Annotated in this window: 1 protein-coding gene; it reads left to right on the plus strand. The window is 52.0% G+C overall.

The genetic code is table 11. The features are described 5' to 3' along the window. The first annotated feature begins 68 nt into the window (after positions 1-68). Entirely contained in the window at positions 69-773 is a 705-nt protein-coding gene (locus ACZRKO_RS22755; protein WP_001067855.1) for an IS6-like element IS26 family transposase, read from the plus strand. The last annotated feature ends 42 nt before the right edge of the window (positions 774-815 follow it).

Here is an 815-nt window from a genome sequence, read left to right on the forward strand (position 1 = left end):
AAAACGGCACTGTTGCAAATAGTCGGTGGTGATAAACTTATCATCCCCTTTTGCTGATGGAGCTGCACATGAACCCATTCAAAGGCCGGCATTTTCAGCGTGACATCATTCTGTGGGCCGTACGCTGGTACTGCAAATACGGCATCAGTTACCGTGAGCTGCAGGAGATGCTGGCTGAACGCGGAGTGAATGTCGATCACTCCACGATTTACCGCTGGGTTCAGCGTTATGCGCCTGAAATGGAAAAACGGCTGCGCTGGTACTGGCGTAACCCTTCCGATCTTTGCCCGTGGCACATGGATGAAACCTACGTGAAGGTCAATGGCCGCTGGGCGTATCTGTACCGGGCCGTCGACAGCCGGGGCCGCACTGTCGATTTTTATCTCTCCTCCCGTCGTAACAGCAAAGCTGCATACCGGTTTCTGGGTAAAATCCTCAACAACGTGAAGAAGTGGCAGATCCCGCGATTCATCAACACGGATAAAGCGCCCGCCTATGGTCGCGCGCTTGCTCTGCTCAAACGCGAAGGCCGGTGCCCGTCTGACGTTGAACACCGACAGATTAAGTACCGGAACAACGTGATTGAATGCGATCATGGCAAACTGAAACGGATAATCGGCGCCACGCTGGGATTTAAATCCATGAAGACGGCTTACGCTACCATCAAAGGTATTGAGGTGATGCGTGCACTACGCAAAGGCCAGGCCTCAGCATTTTATTATGGTGATCCCCTGGGCGAAATGCGCCTGGTAAGCAGAGTTTTTGAAATGTAAGGCCTTTGAATAAGACAAAAGGCTGCCTCATCGCTAACTTTG

It is taken from the genome of Ewingella sp. C233, from assembly GCF_055407225.1.

Bases quoted from the DNA above. Each gene is read 5' to 3' on its own strand.
- ACZRKO_RS22755 (WP_001067855.1), top strand. From the start codon at position 69: ATGAACCCATTCAAAGGCCGGCATTTTCAGCGTGACATCATTCTGTGG.